General features: G+C 44.4%; 18 protein-coding genes and 2 riboswitches. Of the genes, 6 read left to right on the forward strand and 12 right to left on the reverse strand.

Going from position 1 to position 15,790, the window contains the following annotated elements; all coding sequences use genetic code 11:
* Positions 1-730: 730 nt before the first annotated feature.
* Together FQV28_RS16240 and FQV28_RS16245 are read right to left on the reverse strand one after the other, a co-directional pair.
* Positions 731-919: a hypothetical protein gene (locus FQV28_RS16240; RefSeq protein WP_146497565.1), complete on the reverse strand. Its 189-nt coding sequence runs from the start codon at positions 917-919 to the stop codon at positions 731-733.
* 11 nt (positions 920-930) lie between these two features.
* On the reverse strand, positions 931-1,359 hold the full coding sequence (locus FQV28_RS16245) for an MOSC domain-containing protein (RefSeq protein ID WP_146497566.1): 429 nt from the start codon (positions 1,357-1,359) through the stop codon (positions 931-933).
* Between the two features lie 260 nt (positions 1,360-1,619).
* Here FQV28_RS16245 and FQV28_RS16250 point away from each other — a divergent pair, with 260 nt between their 5' ends.
* On the forward strand, positions 1,620-1,802 hold the full coding sequence (locus FQV28_RS16250; RefSeq protein ID WP_146497567.1) for a hypothetical protein: 183 nt from the start codon (positions 1,620-1,622) through the stop codon (positions 1,800-1,802).
* A 349-nt stretch (positions 1,803-2,151) separates the two neighbouring features.
* Here FQV28_RS16250 and FQV28_RS16255 read toward each other — a convergent pair whose 3' ends face one another.
* The 4 genes from FQV28_RS16255 to FQV28_RS16270 form a co-directional block, all read right to left on the reverse strand.
* A complete protein-coding gene (locus FQV28_RS16255; protein WP_146497568.1) occupies positions 2,152-2,655 on the reverse strand; it encodes a HEAT repeat domain-containing protein in 504 nt (167 codons plus the stop codon).
* 88 nt (positions 2,656-2,743) lie between these two features.
* On the reverse strand, positions 2,744-3,430 hold the full coding sequence (locus FQV28_RS16260; protein WP_146497569.1) for a DUF5694 domain-containing protein: 687 nt from the start codon (positions 3,428-3,430) through the stop codon (positions 2,744-2,746).
* 117 nt (positions 3,431-3,547) lie between these two features.
* Entirely contained in the window at positions 3,548-4,297 is a 750-nt protein-coding gene (locus tag FQV28_RS16265; protein ID WP_146497570.1) for a hypothetical protein, read from the reverse strand.
* A 316-nt stretch (positions 4,298-4,613) separates the two neighbouring features.
* Positions 4,614-5,903, reverse strand: coding sequence for a DUF2254 domain-containing protein (locus FQV28_RS16270; protein ID WP_255472995.1), 1,290 nt, complete (start codon positions 5,901-5,903; stop codon positions 4,614-4,616).
* Between FQV28_RS16270 and FQV28_RS19595 the strand changes: the two genes are divergently transcribed.
* Positions 5,794-6,048: a hypothetical protein gene (locus FQV28_RS19595; RefSeq protein ID WP_255472996.1), complete on the forward strand. Its 255-nt coding sequence runs from the start codon at positions 5,794-5,796 to the stop codon at positions 6,046-6,048. The two genes, FQV28_RS16270 and FQV28_RS19595, sit on opposite strands and share 110 nt — an antisense overlap.
* A 148-nt stretch (positions 6,049-6,196) precedes the next feature.
* On the opposite strand, the gene FQV28_RS16275 is transcribed toward FQV28_RS19595, so the two are convergent.
* Genes FQV28_RS16275 through FQV28_RS16290 form a run of 4 tightly spaced genes read right to left on the reverse strand, consistent with a single transcriptional unit; the run spans position 6,197 to position 9,806 of the window.
* A complete protein-coding gene (locus tag FQV28_RS16275; protein ID WP_146497572.1) occupies positions 6,197-7,279 on the reverse strand; it encodes an iron-containing alcohol dehydrogenase family protein in 1,083 nt (360 codons plus the stop codon).
* A 15-nt stretch (positions 7,280-7,294) separates the two neighbouring features.
* Complete coding sequence (locus FQV28_RS16280; protein ID WP_146497573.1) at positions 7,295-8,113, reverse strand: MetQ/NlpA family ABC transporter substrate-binding protein; 819 nt, start codon at positions 8,111-8,113, stop codon at positions 7,295-7,297.
* Positions 8,114-8,131: 18 nt separating this feature from the next.
* Positions 8,132-8,803, reverse strand: coding sequence for a methionine ABC transporter permease (locus FQV28_RS16285; protein ID WP_146497574.1), 672 nt, complete (start codon positions 8,801-8,803; stop codon positions 8,132-8,134).
* Positions 8,793-9,806, reverse strand: coding sequence for a methionine ABC transporter ATP-binding protein (locus FQV28_RS16290; RefSeq protein WP_146497575.1), 1,014 nt, complete (start codon positions 9,804-9,806; stop codon positions 8,793-8,795). Before FQV28_RS16290 ends, FQV28_RS16285 begins: the two co-directional genes overlap by 11 nt.
* Before the next feature lie 68 nt (positions 9,807-9,874).
* Positions 9,875-9,983: riboswitch (SAM riboswitch) on the reverse strand.
* A gap of 254 nt (positions 9,984-10,237) precedes the next feature.
* Positions 10,238-10,343, forward strand: a riboswitch (TPP riboswitch).
* Between the two features lie 97 nt (positions 10,344-10,440).
* On the opposite strand from FQV28_RS16290, the gene FQV28_RS16295 reads away from it, so the two are divergent.
* The 4 genes from FQV28_RS16295 to FQV28_RS16310 are packed head-to-tail and all read left to right on the forward strand — an operon-like array spanning position 10,441 to position 13,776.
* Positions 10,441-11,031, forward strand: coding sequence for a YkoF family thiamine/hydroxymethylpyrimidine-binding protein (locus tag FQV28_RS16295; protein ID WP_146497576.1), 591 nt, complete (start codon positions 10,441-10,443; stop codon positions 11,029-11,031).
* Between the two features lies 1 nt (position 11,032).
* Complete coding sequence (locus tag FQV28_RS16300) at positions 11,033-11,614, forward strand: ECF transporter S component (RefSeq protein ID WP_146497577.1); 582 nt, start codon at positions 11,033-11,035, stop codon at positions 11,612-11,614.
* Complete coding sequence (locus FQV28_RS16305; protein ID WP_255472985.1) at positions 11,580-13,037, forward strand: ABC transporter ATP-binding protein; 1,458 nt, start codon at positions 11,580-11,582, stop codon at positions 13,035-13,037. Before FQV28_RS16300 ends, FQV28_RS16305 begins: the two co-directional genes overlap by 35 nt.
* The gene (locus FQV28_RS16310; protein WP_146497578.1) at positions 13,018-13,776 is read left to right on the forward strand and encodes an energy-coupling factor transporter transmembrane component T family protein; all 759 of its coding nucleotides are present in this window, start codon (positions 13,018-13,020) and stop codon (positions 13,774-13,776) included. Before FQV28_RS16305 ends, FQV28_RS16310 begins: the two co-directional genes overlap by 20 nt.
* A gap of 317 nt (positions 13,777-14,093) precedes the next feature.
* On the opposite strand, the gene FQV28_RS16315 is transcribed toward FQV28_RS16310, so the two are convergent.
* Together FQV28_RS16315 and FQV28_RS16320 are read right to left on the reverse strand one after the other, a co-directional pair.
* Complete coding sequence (locus FQV28_RS16315) at positions 14,094-14,513, reverse strand: sporulation protein (RefSeq protein ID WP_146497579.1); 420 nt, start codon at positions 14,511-14,513, stop codon at positions 14,094-14,096.
* A gap of 62 nt (positions 14,514-14,575) precedes the next feature.
* Positions 14,576-15,766: an AI-2E family transporter gene (locus FQV28_RS16320; protein ID WP_146497580.1), complete on the reverse strand. Its 1,191-nt coding sequence runs from the start codon at positions 15,764-15,766 to the stop codon at positions 14,576-14,578.
* Positions 15,767-15,790 lie beyond the last annotated feature (24 nt).

Genomic DNA, 15,790 nt, shown 5'->3' on the forward strand with positions numbered 1-15,790 from the left:
GCACGCCGCCAGCGTTCGTCCTGAGCCAGGATCAAACTCTCCATTATAGAAGCTTGATTGCTCATGCTGGCGCTCGCCGTCTTAAAAAGACGCGCGAATCGCTTGATCTAGCGAAGCTTGATCAGTAAGTTGTGCTCCGATTGCCCACGGGCAACCATCGCAGAAATTTTATTGCCGCGTTCGGAACGCGCCAATAAACTGTTGTTGACGTTTTGCTGTTCAGTTTTCAAGGTTCAGTCTGTATAGATTGTTTTGTTTTTGCTACTATATAAGTATAACATAAAAACAAGTAACATTCAAACAAAAAATCAAATAAATATTGTTTTTTATTTAAGGTAGAACAAGTAAATTTAAATAAGATAAAAAATAAAAATATCAAAACATTTAATCGTGATAATATTTTGCTGTCGTTCAAATACTATATAAATATAGCAAAACTCTAAAGAAAAATCAAAGAAGTTGCTTACTCTGTTTGACTGTCAAAAAGACATTATCTAACAGGGATATTTATTATATCACCTTGCCTCTGATTATTCAAGTACCTTGCCTACCATGAATCTTTCAATCAATCATTAATCAAAAAGCCGATTAGTGAATAAAAAATGGAAGGAACACAGTACGTAATGGCAAAACTCCATCAATCTTTTATTTTTCGTCCCCCAACGAACACTCTTGACCATCATGGTCAGCCACTTCCTTTTCTGCCCGCCTGCTTCGTGCCCTGCAGCTCTCAATCTTTAAGAAGAATTTCTGCAAGCCTTGCAGCAAAATGTCCGGGCGGCTCAATGGCTTTCACGTACATCCACATTGTATAGGGATCCTCATCTGCGTACCAGTACAGCAAGAACTCTTTCCATTCCTTCAATACATTTAGGCTGCTGCAAGTAGATTGAATTGGCGTAAAGACCTGAAATACCATATGGATCTTCTTCAAGTTTTTGTATTTTGGAATCTCTTCTTACCGGTCCCTCTATAAGCAACCCGGCACAAGTAGACTGTGTAGCCCGTTTGAATAATATGCTTCATGAGGTTATTAATGCCGGTACACTTATAAATCGTGTTGTATGGAACGCGGCCTTTCGTCACTTGAATAACTGCGCCGCCCAACCGAAAAATATCACCGATAAATATTTTCTCTTCCTCCATGTTTTCAACAAGCAAGTTTTCGCCAAAACTAGTCTGCGGCAAAAGGGTCTCGAATTCCTCGTTCCACTGTTTGTAGCGCTCTGCAAAATACACACTAGACGCCCGGTCGGGTTTACCATGGTTCAGTTTATCAGCAACTCCGTCTCCGTCAAATCCGTCGATTCGCAGCATGGCTTCTTCAACCGGCATTTTGCAAGGGTATATGAGAACCATCCCGACTGGCAGCTGTCTCTGCTGAAAAAGCAGGAGGACATTGTCGGGCAAATCGGTACTGAGTTTAATGAAGATTCATTTTTCTTCCTTCATGCCACGGTGAATCCTTACCACCGCAACAAAGGAATCGGAGAAAAATACCCTATCAAGAAAAAAAGTGAATGTTCATTCAACCGAGGTCTCTTTTACTTGTACGCTTTATTTCGTTCGAAAGGATACAAGCTAATTGCTCTGCTTTCAACAAAGCGGAGCTTTTTCTGTTGCCTGAAGAGTTTCCGGCTTTTACGTTTGCCTTGAGTAGACATCCGAATCCGTTTCCGACTGAGTACTGGCAATGGGCTGTACCGGATCCTACTGTTGTCAATGTCTGCATGGAGTCAATGGAACCTCAGAAGCATGTTGCCGAACGTCTTGCCGCAGCCTTACAAGTTATTGACCAATAAATCCGTTTCTTGAAATTCAATTGGCACAGTAATCTATGATGATGAATAAGTGCAGGAATTTGGAAAAGCCCCCTACTGATTTTTAGAAATATAGCCAATTATTCGTATTCCAAATAAAAGAAGAATCAGAAGGGTAACTCCCGAATCTCTGATTCTTATTGTAAGTCTTTTCTGCTCTTCTTTTAACTTCTAATAATATCATGATATGTAAACCTATTTCGTTTCAAAACTCTTACTTTGAAGCCGTTAAGAATAATCTTTTGAATGTATCATTTTTTCTATCAAAATCAGTTTTTCTAAGTTTTCATAAAAAGCCTTTGGAATTAGGAAGGTGAATGTAACTTACTTACTAATAAGTTACATTCAAATCAAAAAGAAAATCTAATACATCGGTGTGTAACTCTTGCTGTCTTTCAATTTCGTTCAGCTGCTCTTTTACCTTTTGAAGGGATTTTAGTAAGACATCAGCAGGTACTTTTCCATCCATGGATTCTATGAGTTGATAAGCGCCTGCTTGGACTTCAAAATTTCCAGTCAAAAAAAGGTGAACAATTGTTTCTAAGTGCTCCGTACAGTCAAAAGGTTCTAAAGCGTATAACAGAGTCCCTCTACTTCCGAGAGTTCTGGGGTCGTTAATTAAGTTAATTAGAGGAGAAATCGCTTCTTCATTCCCAATATCTCGCAAGGTAATAGCGAGTAAGTTTCTTAAATTCTTATCTGAGGTTTGGGAGAGGTGTTTTATCAATATTTGGATTGCTTCGTGATGTTGATCAATGGACATTTCACTCAATAATCGGTCTGCTCTTTCCACATCATTATTTTCAAGTGCACTTTCTAACACCTTGAAGTACATTCTTCTCTTCCACCCCTTCAATTCAATCTAACAGTTAATCTGAATGTAACTTAATTCACAAAAAGTTACATTCGCTTTGAACAAAAGTTCATTTCTCAAACGGATTGATTACCGTCCAACCTTTTCCTACGAATAGTTTGTTTAGCATCCAAAGATGATCTCCACCCACTATCAATAAAATCCGTTCTTTTGGTTTTTCTAAAATCTCACTAATATTTTTTACAATGACCAATTCCCTTTCAATCCACTTGCTTAAGAAAGAAACACCGATTTTTTGTCCATTATTTTCAACGGCCAAAAATGAAAGATACATCTGTTCCAATTCCTTGGTCAATTCTTGGTTATTGAGGTTGCGATAAGATTCAAGTAACGTTTGTTCAGGACTAAGCGCAGCACTTTTTTCGCTAAATGCTTCTACACCTTGTAAAACACCAGGATAATTTTTTTGAATCGATTGATTAAGTACCGTCATTTCCTCTTGAGTTAACGGCCCAGCCCAATTGGCCGCAAAAACTTTTTTATGTTCCAGTTTAGTTGCTAATCTGAATCCTACTTGTTCAATTTCATTCATTTCATATTTTTCTTCGCTCTTGGTATACCCTTTGTTCAACTCTTCTTGCTCACTTCTTTCCCACTCCACAGCAATTTTGCTCGGATTAAAATCTGCGAGAAAATCAACCAGTTCTAAAATTTCAGCCTTCTTATTCCTCAGGACGTCCTCTTGGTAAGCAAAGTGATATGTACCTACTAAGACAATCTCTGTTTCTCTCTCCATCGGTCTTTCCTCTTCTCTCTCCAGTGATAAGTCCATTTATTAATACTTAACACTTTTGAATGTAACTTAACTGCACATAAGTTACATTCAGTTCCCCATATTGCTTACTACCATGTTCTATATCGATACCTTGTCTAATCCAAAATGTTCCGTTAAAGAGAGTATACGTCCCTCTATATCCCACTTATGGTATTCTTCAAAAACTGCCTGAATGTTATTGTCGTAGCGATCTTCCACGAGATACTTTATGGCAAGGAAACTTCGCCAGTAATCAAACATGATACTGGATAAACTGGCTGCATATGAGTTGCTTCCAAATTCATCAAGGGACCGATCCCCATATGCTTCAGTAAATACGTTTACTAATTCTTTTTCGATTGCTGCTATTGTCTCGAATTCATCCGCAGTTAAAAGGAACTTCCTCGACAAGTACTCACACATGCCCTCTTCGAACCAAATGCCGTCTTCTCGTTCATCTCCAAAATCATCTAAAAATAAATTTGAGTGATGCGTTAATTCGTGGCCTAATATTGTAAGTATGTGATTCTCAGAAAGCTGTTCGTAAAAACGCTCAATATGAGGAAGATCATTACCATCCAATTGCTGGATAAATAGCTTTCTCCAAGCTTTTACATCCGGCGTTATGTAAATTGTGTCTTTATTCGTAAATGCAGGAATCGGCAGTTCAGAAAAAATAGATGTTGCTACTTCTGCTGAAGTCCAAACAACGCCTTTTGGTTTGTTTACTAAGGCATACTCTTCTTCTAAGAGTAATTGGTACTCATTTAAACGTTCGCTAAAACGCTGAATAATATCCTGGTGCTTTTCATATTCCTCTATGTCTTCAAAGGTATAAATATGCTTCATTTACTAAACTCCTTCTTTTTAAATTATCTTTTTGACTATATACAAATTATTCTTAAGTAGTTCAAATACTCTTGCATTAATTTTAACATAATTTGGATGATTTTTTTCAGGAAGAAAGCGTTCGTAAAAGTACACGTTTCCGAACGCTTCAAAACAGTAAAGAACAATAAAAAGAACGTTCGTAAACGTGTAAGCACACTTTACGAACGTTCAGCTTTTTCTGTCCACATTTACGAACTGTTTAAAAAAATACATTCTTCCAAATTCTGTTCGTACTCCTAACTAATTTAGCCCTTTTTTTATGGACTGCGTCAGATCAAACAAGAGCCTGCTTTTTTTCATCCGCTTGAAGTACTATTGTCTGCTGGTTAGTCAGTTCCGCTAGTTCATCAACTTTCTTTTGCAGGTATTCAACGTCTTTTTTCTTCATTTCAGTGCAATCCAAACCGTCTAGAATATATTCCTGAATCTCCCAAATTTCATCGTGCCTTTCAACTGGCGCACTTCTTAAAGCCGCTTTCAATGATTCGGTCATCGCAGACATGACTGAAATATCGCTGCTTCCATATTTGGATATTTGGAAAAATGTATGGTAAAGAAGCGTATCGTATGAAGGAAAGTGGTAGACTAGCCGATTGTGGTCAGCAGAATCTGTCAATACCCAGCCTTTTGTCTTCAGCTGGCCTATTTCCCCAAGAAGGCGCCCAATCCGGATCAAAATTTCATTTGCCGTATTCGGATCATTCAGCGAAGGGGAAATTGCGCGTATTGCGACTTCCATCAGCTTTTGGATCGAGTAGCCGATATCTTGTTCTACTGTCCGTTCTGGTCCTGTCTGAAAAAATTTGGCAAGTGCTAGTTCTTCTTCTTCGTCTTGATAGATGCGGAAAATCGGCATATCCTTATAGACATAATCGCCAGTGGTAACCAGGACTTCAATTTCAATATCCCTTTCCTCAGCGAATTTTACCAGATTCACCAAATCAATAAATTGGACATACCCTTCTTCCCCCATCTCTATTTCCTGTTCCCGGCCGCTCGGTTCCCAATTTTCCAAGGATATGTGATTTTTTTCCTGCATTTTTTTATAATTCGATACAACATGGTCGATATCCCCGACTAGCTTATTGATCAATGCAGTCACACGTACATTGGAAGAAATAAAATGGATATAGTAAGCGAAGGTGGCGACACATAAAAAGGAGATGAAGACTCCGAAGCTTGGGGTAAGAACTTCGTGGCCGAACGTTTTGTCCTGCATATACAAGAGGGATAAAGAGGCATAGACAAAACCGCCAACAAAAATTCCAAGGACACGTCTTGTCACCTTGTTATTGATGAAATTTTCTGAGGAACGTGGAGAGAATTGGGATGTGTATGTGGTCAAGACAACTAGCACTGTAGAAAATGTAAATGTGGTCATCGTAAGAATGGCTGCTGCCAAAACCCCCATAATGTCCTTCCCGAGTTCAACATTCGTCAGGAGGATCCGAGGGATGGAATCTGAAAACCTTTCCACTACCAAAAGATCGAAATTGAAAGAGGCGATGGATAATGCAATGGCTACGAGGCTGTATAACGCGGGCGTTATCCAAATTTTCTTCACGAGGACAAACGAGGATGGCTTCAAAATATACCCCACTTTCTTTTATAAATTAGCCTTTCGTTTCCCTTTATTTCCTGTTTTCAAACCTGTTATTCGAAAAAATGCCGCCGTTATCAGAAGCGACCTGAAACATTGGCGTTTCTAAATAGGTTTTTTAACAAATTATTTTAAGTTTCAGCGGAAAAACCCGCTCTTTGTTAACAAAGAGCGGGTTTTTCCAATAAAAAATGATGCACTTCAAAACAGCAGTTAGCTTTGTCGGCTTCTTCTAGTGCTTCATGAAAACCATGGCATTATTTGACCAGCAAAGAGTCCTCCAGCTGCCTCATGGCTGCTGCCGCTTTTTCTGCTGAGACAGGCTCTTCTAGCAGTACATGAATGGTCTCGTTCTCTCGCGTCGACTGAACCGCAATCGCCTCGATCCACTTGCGCGGAATGTTCAGGTCTTCCAAAGAGACCGGCAAGCCGATTTTCCTGTAGAATGCAGCCAATTTTTCTATTTCATCGATTTTTCCTTCTAGCACTAGTTGAACCAGAACTCCGTATGCCACTTTGTCGCCGTGAAGCGCCTGGTGCGACTCCGGTGAAATGGTCATGCCGTTGTGGATGGCGTGTGCGCCTGCCACCCTCCCGTATTTATCGCCGAATCCGCCGACCATGCCGCCAAGCATGATAATTGTTTCCACAACCTTGATAAATGACTGGGACAGCTTACCTTCTTTGGAGTCCGCGATTGCAGCTTCCGCGTTTTGGAACAATTCATCGGCGCATAGTTTCGCAGTGTAATGGGAAACCTTCAAGGCTATTGGGGGATTTTCAAAGCGGCTGATTTGCACGTCTGCTTCATACCACTTGGCAATTGTATCCCCGATGCCCGCAACAAGCAGCGAAACCGGCGCATCAAGTAAAACTCGTGGCTCCACCAACAACAGATCGACGCTTTCGGTATAGACCGTGAAATGGGTCATCGTCCCTTCTTCCGAATAGATGACACTGAGCGGCGTCCAAGGGGCGCAATTGGACGCAAGTGTCGGAACCAGCACCGATCGGATGCTGTTGTCATGGGCGACTCCTTTGGCAATATCGAGCACTTTGCCGCCGCCGGCACCGATAATGGCATCGGCGCCTATGGCTTTGGCAATTTGGGCAATCCGGGCAATTTCAGCCAATGAACTTTCACCGCGGTATTTAACAATTGTCAGTTCCACCGACTCCAGGACGGGGAAATAAGGCTGCAGCGCTTGCCACGATTTTTCGCCAGTCAGAAGCAGCGCTTTACGAATCCCTCTTGCTGACAATTTTTCTTCAAGTTCTTTAAGGACGCCCACATTGCAGCTGTATTCAGCCGGCGCACCTTTTACAACGATCGCTTCCATAAAGCCCCTTCTTTCTTAACGTGATTTCATCCATTCCGGTTTCCCGAATCCTTTAAATTCCGCATCGATCAATTCTTCAAATTCTGGCGACTCGACAATTTCCACCAAGTCCTTTGCCAGCTGTGTATCTTTGTTTTCTGTCTTCACCGCAACCAGATTGCGGTACTGGTCCGGCATATCTTCCAGAACTAAGGCATCAAGAAGATCCATTTCCGCGGCCAAAGCGAAGTTTCCTGGAACGGCTGCTAAATCAGAGCTTTCAACAGCGCGCGGCAAACCGCCTGCTTCAATCGGCTGGAACACCAAGTTTTTCGGATTTTCCTGGATGTCTTTTTCGGAAACGGTCAATTCTTCGGCAGCCGGATCCAATGTGATCAGTCCGTGGTCCTGAAGAACGAGGAATGTGCGGGCTGCATTGACCGGGTCGTTCGGGATGGCGATGGTTGCGCCGTCTTTCACTTCTTCAATCGAATTAAATACATTTGAATAGATGCCCATCGGCGCTGTCGGCACGGTGATGAGGCCAGTCAGGTCCATGTTGTTTTCTTTCGAAAAGTTCTCCAAGTATATAGAATGTTGGAACAGGTTCGCGTCAAGGTCGCCGTTATTGAGCGCATTGTTCGGCTGGATATAATCGCTGAATTCTGTGATTTCCACCGTGTAGCCTTTTTCTTCCAAAGCCGGTTTGAACGCTTGGTTTAGCATATCGCTGTAAGGGCCGGCTGTGCCGCCGAGTTTGACGGTTTTGCTGTCGGCGCTGGATTCCTCTCCGCCGCATGCGGCAAGCAGTGCGAGTATGACGAGTAAGATGGCTGGAAAAAAGAATTTTTTCATGTGTGTTTCTCTCCTTTTTTATCGTTTATCTATTGCTTTTGACGTCCAGTCCCCAAGCTGCTGAAGAATCTGGACGAGAACAATCAAGATGATGACTGTGACAATCATGATGGTGTTGTCGTAGCGGTAATAGCCGAAACGGATCGCCAAATCGCCGATGCCTCCGCCTCCGACGACTCCTGCCATCGCCGAGTAGGCGACAAGTGAAATGATGGTGATGGTGATGCCCTGGACAATCCCTGTTTTTGCTTCCGGAAGCAAGACGTCCTTGATGATCATCCACGGCGTGGCGCCTACCGCCACTGCGGCTTCAATGACCCCTTTGTCGATTTCCCGGAGCGATGTCTCGACGATGCGGGCAAAGAACGGAATGGCTGCCACAGACAGCGACACGCTTGCCGCCGCGGGACCGATGGTCGAGTCCACCAACAGTTTGGTCAGCGGAATCAGCGCGACCAATAAAATGATGAATGGAATCGACCGCACCATATTCACAACAAACCCAAGAACAGATTTGACAAAACGGTTTTCCAGAAACAATCCCTTGTCCGTTACAAACAGCACAATGCCCAGCGGCAAGCCGATGACTATCGCAATCGCCAAAGAGATTCCGATCATATACAAAGTCTCGCCGAACGCCTTTGATATATCCGGCCAAAGTTCCATCATATGTTGAAAATCAAAGCCCATTTTGCAGCACCTCCACATTTGCTCCCCGGCCTTCCATATAGGTGAGGGCTCTGTTGATATTTGCCGGATCCCCTTGGATTTCCATCAAAAACAGCCCAAGCGGCTTTTCTTGTATGTATTCGATAGAGCCATGGAGGAAGTTGCCTTTCACATCGAAATGCTGGACCATATCGGTGATGACCCCTTCTCCCGCCACAGCTCCTTTGAACTGCACTTTGATGATGCTGCCTGTGCAAGCGGCCAGGATCGGTTGGGGTACTTCAAACGACACAACAGACGAAATGAATTCTTTCGTCAAATCAGCTTTTGGTTCCGAGAAGATATCATAAACATCTCCTTCTTCTATGACACGGCCCCTCTGCATGATCGCCATGCGGTCGCATATTTCTTTTACGACATTCATCTCGTGGGTGATGAGGACGATCGTGATATTCAGCTCCCGGTTGATTTTCTTCAACAGGCGCAGTATGGACAATGTCGTATTTGGGTCGAGTGCGGACGTGGCTTCGTCGCACAGCAGGACGGACGGGTTATTGGCAAGCGCCCGCGCAATGCCGACGCGCTGCTTTTGTCCGCCGCTCAGCTGTGCCGGATAGACGTTTTTCTTGTCTGATAGCCCGACCATTTCGAGAAGCTCATCGACCCGCTTTTCGGTTTGCGCTTTCGGCAATTTGGCCGCTTTCAAGGCAAAGGCCACATTTTCCGCAACGGTCTTTTGGCTGATCAAGTAGAAATGCTGGAATATCATGCCAATCTTCAAACGGGCTTGCCGCAACTTCTCGCCTTTCAAGCCGGTCAAATCCAGCCCATCCACTTGAATTTCGCCGCTTGTCGGCCGCTCCAGCAGATTGATGCAGCGTAGCAGCGAGCTTTTTCCTGCCCCTGAATAGCCGACAATGCCGAAGATTTCGCCTTCACCGACCGTCAGCGTCACATCATCGACGCCCTTGACTGTGCCGGTTTTTGTCTTGTAGTCTTTCGATAGACTTTTAATGCTGATCATAATGCGCTCTCCTCTTTCCAATAAAAAAATGCCCCTTTCATTCTGAAAGAGGCACCGAAAATGGATTTGGTTTATCTCCCAGAATGAAATCATTCTGCAGGAATTAGCACCTTTCCAGATCGCTCTGGAGGTTGCTGGACGTCTTCGGGCCTGTCCCTCGGTCTCTCTTGATAAGTTTCCATATGTAATTGTTTAAAGCATGTACCAAACTTTATATGAAAACCTGAGAGCCGTCAATCTTTTTTTGCAAAAATTTTATTTTTCCGCTTTTTTTCAACTAGCATCAAAAAAATTCCCTGCTTTTCAACCGGCATTCGCTGTCTGAACGGGGCTGTTCGACTGCCGATTGGCAATCGCCCCTTTACTTCCCACTTTCCTTCCGCTACACTGAAGCTATCGGGAACACCCGAACACAAAAAACTGCATACCGTTTTCTGCACTAGGGGTGCCCATTTTGGCTGAGATGCAAGCGCAAGCTTCGATCCCTTACGACTCGATCCAGGTAATACTGGCGTGAGGAAGTGCGGCGCATTTCTTTGATAAATCCTTTTTGAATTTATTGGCATAGAGATAGTGGCTGCTTCTTCGCGGATGCAGCCTTTTTTTGTGCAAATTTTTAAGGAGGAAGATAGATATGGACCCATTGCAATGCGGCATGAGCCCGATTGTCGGATTTCGCTTTTCCCTGCATCCGATGACTGGGGATTTTATCAAAGTTATTAAAGGAGCACTTCAGGAGACGGACACGTCAAACGTCTGGATGCACACAGACGATGTGTCTACCGTTATCCGGGGAAAACAGAATCATGTTTTCAATGTGGCAAAAGCCTTAACCCTTCATGCAGCAAAAACCGGAGAACACGTGGCGCTATCAGGCACTTTCTCAATCGGCTGCCCGGGGGATTCAGCAGGCGATGTGTATTTGGACAAAGACGATGTGCTCTTGAATACAGATTCCACCAAACAATATGTGTCTTCCCAGTTTGCGCTTTATCCAATGAACAACCCTGATTATATGGCGGTCATTTACCGTGAAGTCGAACGGGCGAAGCAACGCGGAGTCTTCAATGAGTCAATGCATTACGCAAGCGGCATCCATGGGGATATTCATGACGTATTCGCATTTTACGAAGAGTCATTCACAAACGCCCGCTCAGACGAACACCGCCATCTGGTGATGACCGTATCGATGAGCATTAACAGCCCATCGCATGGAGGTGCTTAATATGCTGAAGTCATGGAAATTAAAAGAAATTGTTTTAATGTCATTGTTCGGCGTTGTCTTCGGCATTGTTTATTTGCTTGCCATTCATTTAGGCAATATCTGGGCAGCCGCGATCGGCCCGATCGCCTATGAATGGATGTTCGGCATTTGGTTCATCGTCTCCATCATCTCGATGCATATTATCCGTAAACCCGGCGCCGCGGTGCTTCCAGAAACACTTGCTGCCATTATTGAAGTGATGCTTGGCAATGCAGCGGGCCCTAGGCTCATTTTATCCGGGGTCATTCAAGGCTTGGGGGCGGAGGCGGCGTTCGCTTTGACTGGCTATAAGCGCTTCAACTTGGCTATCTTCATGCTGGCCGGTGCAGGTTCTGCTGTGTTCAGTTTTGTCTATGGCTACTTCATGTCCGGCTATGCAGCGCTCGATCCTTCTTTTGTGGCGCTGATGTTTACGCTCCGGGTACTCAGCGGCATGATCATTGCTGGTATTGGCGGCAAATATTTAGCCGATAGCTTGCTTGCGACCGGTTCTCTCCGCGGCTATGCTATTGCACGCGCGAAAAACGGTGATGTGGGTGCATGAAGAAGTCTTTTTGCTGCACAATGCATCCTTCCGTTTCCCGGAAGATGAAAATAACACGTTAACTGATGTTTCCTTTAGTGTTCGCCAAGGAGAAAAACTTGTGATTTCCGGTCCAAGCGGCAGCGGCAAAAGCACCTTGCTGTATTTGCTGAACCGCTTATATCCGGCAAACTGCGATGGCATTGTTGCAGGGGAAATCCGGCTCTTCGGCAAACAGGCCGACGAATACTTGCCCGGTGAAATCAACCACCGAGTGGCAACCGTATTCCAAGATCCGGATTCGCAGTTTTGCATGCCGACGGTCGAAGAAGAACTGGCTTTTACATTGGAGAACCTCCACATTCCGCGTGCGGCGATGGAAGAACGGATTTCAGAAATACTGGAGTTGACTGGCTTGTCGGCCTTTCGGCATTCCATTATCCATTCACTGTCGGGCGGTATGAAACAACGTGTTGCGACAGCCTGCGCACTTGCCATGAAACCGGAAGTGCTGCTGCTGGATGAACCGTTGTCCCACCTTGACCCATTTACGGCCCAGAAATTTGTCGTCTGGCTTGACGGGCTGCAAAAAAAATCCGGTTTAACGGTGATAGCGGTAGAACACCGCTTGGACTTATGGGGTGCTTTTTTCGACCGGGAACTTTCAATGGATGGCTTCGGCCGCATAACGGAAGATAAACCGTTCCAACCGAAAAATCCGGTCCTGTTTCCTGCACGTGTTTCAGCCATCGAACCTTCAACCGCATTAACGGTCGATCGAGTTGCAGTGGAAATAAAAAAGAAAAATCTCCTTTCCTGCATATCGTTTGAAGTGAAACGCGGCGAGGTGGTGGTCATCGCAGGCCCGAACGGCAGCGGCAAATCGACGCTGTTAAAAGCACTGTGCGGGATATACAAGCGTTCATCCGGCATCATCCAATCACCTGGAATTGGTTATGTCCCCCAGTCACCCGAGTTTTTATTTTTATCTCAAACGATTGAAAAAGAATTGGCTTTTTCCGGCACCAGTTCTCCGCTAGAAGTTGCAGACTTGCTGGAGCGCTTGGCGCTTGGGCGACTGAAAGATGCGCACCCTTTTTCAGTCAGCCACGGCCAAAAACGGCGTGTCGCCATCGGGGCGATGCTTGCTGACGGCCATCCGGTGCTCTTGATGGATGAACCGACATCTGGCCAGGATTTCGCAGCATTGCAGGAGCTGTTTACATTGATCCATGAGCGCGTTCAAGAAGGTCTAACCTTTTTAATTGTCACACATGACATGGAATTTGCGGCAGCAGTCGCGGATTCTGTTTTGCTCATCAAAGACGGCAAAATGACCGGCAAGTTTTTGGCAAGCGACGTTTGGGGAGATGCATCGCTCCTCGCTGCCCACCAACTTCTGCCGCCAAAAGGAGCCAATTGCCATGCAGCATCTTTTGCATGATATGAACCCTTCAGTGAAGTTCGTCCTTGTGACAGGATCCATGTTGACGCTGGCGTTTTTCTTCAATCCTTGGACGCCCGCCATCTTCTGGCTCGCCATTGTGTTTATGCAGATATTCCTAAGCCGCATGGACTGGAAACTTTGGTGCTTGATGATGCTGCCTTTCACACTGGGTTCTTTCGGTTATTTATGGACAACATTGGTATTTGGCGCACATGACAACAGTGAAGTTATTTGGACAGTCGCCGGAATCTCTGTAACTGAAGAGCAGTGGCAACATGCTTTGTCGTTGTCTTTCCGTGTAATGGCCTTATCGACGTTGTCACTAATGTTCGCCATGACAACCGACCCGGTGAAATTTGTTATGAGTTTGATGCAACAATTAAAGCTTTCACCTAAACTCGCATACAGCGTAATGGTCAGTTATCGGTTTTTGCCCGTCTTGATAGACGAATTCATTCAAATCCAGCAAGCCCAGCGCCTTCGTGGTGTCATTGTTGAAAAGCATTGGTGGCAGCGGCTGTCCAACATGCGCCGACTCCTCTTGCCCATGCTTGCCGGAGCTGTCCGCAAAGCGGAACGCGCGGCGTTCGCCATGGAAGCGCGCGGCTTTACCGGTGCACCCCGCACAGAATTTTTTCATCCAGTCACGGTGACTCGGACAGATATTCTTATGGCTGTTCTATTTTTTATGGTTCTCGTCGGCAGCTGTGCCGGAGGCATTCTTTTGAGCAGATGAATTTGAGCCGCCTGTTTTTGAGGCGGTTTTTCTTGTTTGCTTGTTTTGGTTTTCTTTTTATTTCCTTATGTAATTTATTACATTTATTATATGAATACAAGATTTAACTATCAAAATGGAAAAATCAGCTTGTTCCAGAAGAATTGTAAAACTAGAAATGACGCCGTTTTTGTAAAACCTCCAAACTTCTTCTGCCTTCCTTCTTCTGTAAAGCTGCCAAAACCAGGGCCAATTTTTCTTGTGCAAGCAGCTTCAAGTAGGAATCTGGCCAGAACAAAATGCACCTCTTCTTATCCAAAAAAAAAGAAGGCTGATATTCAGCCTTCTTTTTTGCCATATGTAATTTCATCTTCGTCTTCCACATCGATGCCATTATCGATATGGACAATGGTCCGAAGGATAAGTTTCGCTTTATCGTTATCGAACAGCCAGCGTTCATCCGGAACAATTTCAAATTGCCTCATGATGGTTTCTTTTGACTTGACCGACCCGGCAAATTCTACCGATTGTTTGCCGACAACGGTTTCAATATAGTCAAAATCGCTGTCTTCCCGGTAGTCCTCTACCAATTTGACAACTTTCAACTCAACAAATTCCACATCTTGCTCACCGTCGCCGCCATGAAAGTAAATCGTGCCATTCAAGGTTTCACCTTCATCGAGATGCGGTCTTTCAATCACTGTTTCGACTTTCATGGATCCAAAACCGATGCTTGTTAAAAACTCGCGGAACTTCATATAATGACAACCTCCAAGTATAAGTAATCAATATTTACCACAACGCGCACTTCTTTAAACCGTTAAAGAAGTTCCGTGTAATCGTAATGATTTTCCAAATTGGCTTCGTGTTTGTTGTAGCGTCGCTTGAATAGCTTGTACAGATGGCTCACTAGCACTTTGACCAATGCATAAGCCGGGATACCGAAAATAACACCGACAACACCGAACAAGGACCCCGCTGTCAAGAGCACAAATATGATGGTGATGGGATGAATGATCATCGTTTTCCCCATAACTTGCGGTGATATGATGTTGCTTTCCAATATTTGGACGATCGTCCAGACTATACCGACTTTAACGAGCATGAATGGCGAAATGACAATTGCCACTATAGCTGCTGGAGCAAAGGCGATTGCCGGGCCGATATAAGGCACAATGCTCGTTACTCCTGCGATAAAGCCAAACAGCAGCGAGTAATCCAGTCCTATAATCAAGAAACCGATATACACCATCACGCCGATAAAAGCACCGACAATTAGCTTTCCTTGGATATAAGCTCCGATTTGCTTGTCCGCTTCACTTAATACCACTCTTGTGTCTTGGCGGAAACGCGGCGGCAAGGTTTTAATGAATGCTTCAGGCAGCTTTTCGCCGTCTTTCAGCAAATAGAACAAAATGAACGGGACGATAATAATCGACAACACCACTCCGGTTACCGTGGAAATAAACCCGGTGATTCCTGTCAATACCGTTGTTGCCGTAGTCTCGAACGTTTCGTTGATGGTGTCCGGCAAAGTCGTCAGCAGCTCTTCGATATTGAAATTTGAATTGACATAATACTCGCCGATATACCGATTATTACGCAAAAATGCATCGGTATCTGTCAACAATTGCATAAAATAAGTTGGGAACTCCAAAATCAACCTTTGAGTTTGTTCTCTCAGAAATGGTACAACCAGCACAATCAGCAATGTCAACATGCCTGTTACCCCAACAAATATGATAACAATTCCCCAAAGGCGCGGGATTCTCATGCCTTCGAGCACACGCATCACTGGACGCAGCAAATAAAACAAAACGAGCGCTAAAATGACTGGCAGGACGATCGTTTTCATAAACACAAGCAGTGGGTTGAAAATAAACGACACTTCACGGAAAATGAAAATGACCAAGCCGATTAAAACAAGCGCAATCAAGGTAAACAGCGTATTTGTTCCACCGAGAAAACGGATAAAGTTAGTTGAGAAAAAAGACTGTTTTTCCGGCTCCATTCCACTCCTACTTTCTATATCTGT

Origin of the sequence: Planomicrobium sp. CPCC 101079 (assembly GCF_007859275.1) — a bacterium.
GTDB lineage: Bacteria > Bacillota > Bacilli > Bacillales_A > Planococcaceae > Planococcus.

Bases quoted from the DNA above. Each gene is read 5' to 3' on its own strand.
- FQV28_RS16275 (WP_146497572.1), bottom strand. From the start codon at position 7,279: ATGGAAGCGATCGTTGTAAAAGGTGCGCCGGCTGAATACAGCTGCAAT.
- FQV28_RS16300 (WP_146497577.1), top strand. From the start codon at position 11,033: ATGCTGAAGTCATGGAAATTAAAAGAAATTGTTTTAATGTCATTGTTC.
- FQV28_RS16295 (WP_146497576.1), top strand. From the start codon at position 10,441: ATGGACCCATTGCAATGCGGCATGAGCCCGATTGTCGGATTTCGCTTT.
- FQV28_RS16265 (WP_146497570.1), bottom strand. From the start codon at position 4,297: ATGAAGCATATTTATACCTTTGAAGACATAGAGGAATATGAAAAGCAC.
- FQV28_RS16315 (WP_146497579.1), bottom strand. From the start codon at position 14,513: ATGAAGTTCCGCGAGTTTTTAACAAGCATCGGTTTTGGATCCATGAAA.
- FQV28_RS16260 (WP_146497569.1), bottom strand. From the start codon at position 3,430: ATGGAGAGAGAAACAGAGATTGTCTTAGTAGGTACATATCACTTTGCT.
- FQV28_RS16255 (WP_146497568.1), bottom strand. From the start codon at position 2,655: ATGTACTTCAAGGTGTTAGAAAGTGCACTTGAAAATAATGATGTGGAA.
- FQV28_RS16240 (WP_146497565.1), bottom strand. From the start codon at position 919: ATGGTATTTCAGGTCTTTACGCCAATTCAATCTACTTGCAGCAGCCTA.
- FQV28_RS16320 (WP_146497580.1), bottom strand. From the start codon at position 15,766: ATGGAGCCGGAAAAACAGTCTTTTTTCTCAACTAACTTTATCCGTTTT.
- FQV28_RS16285 (WP_146497574.1), bottom strand. From the start codon at position 8,803: ATGGGCTTTGATTTTCAACATATGATGGAACTTTGGCCGGATATATCA.
- FQV28_RS16290 (WP_146497575.1), bottom strand. From the start codon at position 9,806: ATGATCAGCATTAAAAGTCTATCGAAAGACTACAAGACAAAAACCGGC.
- FQV28_RS16310 (WP_146497578.1), top strand. From the start codon at position 13,018: ATGCAGCATCTTTTGCATGATATGAACCCTTCAGTGAAGTTCGTCCTT.
- FQV28_RS16245 (WP_146497566.1), bottom strand. From the start codon at position 1,359: ATGGTTCTCATATACCCTTGCAAAATGCCGGTTGAAGAAGCCATGCTG.
- FQV28_RS19595 (WP_255472996.1), top strand. From the start codon at position 5,794: ATGGAATCTGAAAACCTTTCCACTACCAAAAGATCGAAATTGAAAGAG.
- FQV28_RS16280 (WP_146497573.1), bottom strand. From the start codon at position 8,113: ATGAAAAAATTCTTTTTTCCAGCCATCTTACTCGTCATACTCGCACTG.